Genomic DNA, 3,247 nt, shown 5'->3' on the forward strand with positions numbered 1-3,247 from the left:
GTTGATGGTGTGGATTCTCAAGCGTGAGGTAAGAGCATTTGGTGGATGCCTTGGCATGTGCAGGCGATGAAGGACGTGGCACGCTGCGATAAGCGTCGGGGAGATGTGAGCAATCTTTGATCCGGCGATTTCCGAATGGGGAAACCCACCCTCACCATTTCCTTTCGATTGTTTTCGGACGATCGGAAAGAGGTGGATAGGGTATCACCAGACTGAATACATAGGTTTGGTGAAGCGAACCCGGGGAACTGAAACATCTCAGTACCTGGAGGAAAAGACATCAACAGAGATTCCCGTAGTAGTGGCGAGCGAACCGGGACCAGGCCAATGCTTCTTCGTTAATTAGCAAAACACTTTGGAAAGAGTGGCCATAGTGGGTGACAGCCCCGTATGCGAAAGTGAGCGAAGAAGATTCGAGTAGGGCGGGACACGTGAAATCCTGTCTGAACATGGGGGGACCACCCTCCAAGCCTAAATACTCGCACATGACCGATAGCGAACACAGTACCGTGAGGGAAAGGTGAAAAGCACCCCGATTAGGGGAGTGAAACAGTACCTGAAACCGGATGCTTACAAGCAGTTGGAGCCCCATAGGGGGTGACAGCGTACCTCTTGCATAATGGGTCAGTGACTTAATCTACCATGCAAGCTTAAGCCGTTAGGTGTAGGCGCAGCGAAAGCGAGTCTGAATAGGGCGACTGAGTATGATGGATTAGACCCGAACCCCGGCGATCTAGGCATGGCCAGGTTGAAGGTGCGGTAACACGCACTGGAGGACCGAACCGGTGAATGTTGAAAAATTCTCGGATGAGCTGTGTTTAGGGGTGAAAGGCCAATCAAGCCGGGAAATAGCTGGTTCTCCGCGAAATCTATTGAGGTAGAGCGTCGGATGTATGCCGATGGGGGTAGAGCACTGGATGGGCTAGGGCTGCGCGAGCGGTACCAAACCTAACCAAACTCCGAATACCATCGAGTCTTATCCGGCAGACAGACGGCGGGTGCTAAGGTCCGTCGTCAAAAGGGAAACAGCCCTAACCTACAGCTAAGGTCCCCAAGTCATATCTAAGTGGGAAAGCATGTGGGAATCCCAAAACAACCAGGAGGTTGGCTTAGAAGCAGCCATCCTTTAAAGAAAGCGTAACAGCTCACTGGTCTAAACAAGGGTTCCTGCGGCGAAGATGTAACGGGGCTAAAGATATGCACCGAAGCTTAGGGTTCAGAATTTATTCTGAGCGGTAGCGGAGCGTTCCGTAAGCGAGCGAAGGAGAAGGGTAACCGACTCTGGACGTATCGGAAGTGCGAATGCTGACATGAGTAGCGACAAACAGGGTGAGATGCCCTGTCGCCGAAAGACCAAGGGTTCCTGCGCAACGCTAATCGGCGCAGGGTTAGCCGGCCCCTAAGACGAGCCCGAAGGGGGTAGTCGATGGGAACCACGTAAATATTCGTGGGCCTGAAGATGTGTGACGGATGGCGGAAGTTGTTCTCTCTTATTGGATTGAGAGGGCAGCCAAGTTGTTCCAGGAAATAGCCTCTTCACTATAGACCGTACCCGAAACCGACACAGGTGGTCAGGTAGAGTATACCAAGGCGCTTGAGAGAAGTATCCTGAAGGAACTCGGCAAATTGCCTCCGTACCTTCGGAAGAAGGAGGCCCTGGATCGACGCAAGTCTTTTCAGGGGGCACAGGCCAGGGGGTAGCGACTGTTTAGCAAAAACACAGCACTCTGCTAAGTCGGCTTCAAGACGACGTATAGGGTGTGACGCCTGCCCGGTGCTGGAAGGTTAAGAGGAGGAGTGCAAGCTCCGAATTGAAGCCCCAGTAAACGGCGGCCGTAACTATAACGGTCCTAAGGTAGCGAAATTCCTTGTCGGGTAAGTTCCGACCTGCACGAATGGCGTAACGACTTCCCCACTGTCTCCAGGATATGCTCAGCGAAATTGAATTCTCCGTGAAGATGCGGAGTACCCGCGGTTAGACGGAAAGACCCCGTGCACCTTTACTGCAGCTTCAGAGTGGCATTAGGAAAGAGTTGTGTAGCATAGGTGGGAGGCTTTGAAGCGAGAGCGCCAGTTCTCGTGGAGCCATAGGTGAAATACCACCCTGCTGTTTTCTGATGTCTAACCAGCTACCGTTATCCGGTAGTGGGACCCTCTGTGGCGGGTAGTTTGACTGGGGCGGTCGCCTCCTAAAGAGTAACGGAGGCGCGCGATGGTAGGCTCAGGACGGTTGGAAACCGTCTGCAAGAGTGCAATGGCATAAGCCTGCCTGACTGCGAGACTGACGAGTCGAGCAGAGACGAAAGTCGGTCATAGTGATCCGGTGGTCCCTTGTGGAAGGGCCATCGCTCAACGGATAAAAGGTACGCCGGGGATAACAGGCTGATGATTCCCAAGAGCTCATATCGACGGAATCGTTTGGCACCTCGATGTCGGCTCATCACATCCTGGGGCTGGAGCAGGTCCCAAGGGTTTGGCTGTTCGCCAATTAAAGTGGTACGTGAGCTGGGTTCAGAACGTCGCGAGACAGTTTGGTCCCTATCTGCCGTGGGCGTCGATACTTGAAAGGAGTTGCCCCTAGTACGAGAGGACCGGGGTGAACGTACCTCTGGTGTACCTGTCATCCTGCCAAGGGTGCCGCAGGGTAGCTATGTACGGACGGGATAACCGCTGAAAGCATCTAAGCGGGAAGCCTCCCTTAAGATAAGGTATCTTCGAACCGTCGTAGACCACGACGTTGATAGGCCGGGTGTGGAAGCGCAGTAATGCGTGTAGCTAACCGGTCCTAATAGTTCTTTTCGCGCTTGTAGGATCCATACCATCAACGACAGCCCTGTGGCCTAGTTGAAGGTGGAGGAAACTCTGGCCGGATAAACGCCCAGTATCGCATCGATTTAAACCCATGTCCGCCAGCTCTATTGCTTGGTGACCTTAGCGTCCGTGACCCACCCGATCCCATCTCGAACTCGGCCGTGAAACCGGACAGCGCCGATGGTACTAGTGCTCAAGCACTGGAAGAGTAGGTCGTCGCCAGGCATTAAAGCCGGCGGGCATCGGGACATAAACCCATTCACAGTTTCAAAAACGCCGCTGCCGGGGCATCCCCGAGCGGCGGCTTTTTCGTCTCTGGACCAAACGTCCAAAGACAACGGTACCGCGGGGTGGAGCAGTCCGGTAGCTCGTCAGGCTCATAACCTGAAGGTCGTTGGTTCAAATCCAACCCCCGCAACCAAACATTACACCAAAA

Annotated in this window: 1 tRNA gene and 2 rRNA genes; all 3 read left to right on the forward strand. The window is 53.8% G+C overall.

What is annotated here, in order from left to right:
* Positions 1 to 18 precede the first annotated feature (18 nt).
* A 23S ribosomal RNA gene (locus K3175_RS14100) occupies positions 19 to 2,809 on the forward strand.
* Positions 2,810 to 2,921: 112 nt separating this feature from the next.
* Positions 2,922 to 3,036, forward strand: a 5S ribosomal RNA gene (gene rrf / locus K3175_RS14105).
* Between the two features lie 119 nt (positions 3,037 to 3,155).
* Positions 3,156 to 3,232, forward strand: a tRNA-Met gene (locus tag K3175_RS14110).
* Positions 3,233 to 3,247: the final 15 nt, after the last annotated feature.

The sequence above is a fragment of the Qipengyuania aestuarii genome, from assembly GCF_019711535.1.
GTDB lineage: Bacteria > Pseudomonadota > Alphaproteobacteria > Sphingomonadales > Sphingomonadaceae > Qipengyuania > Qipengyuania aestuarii.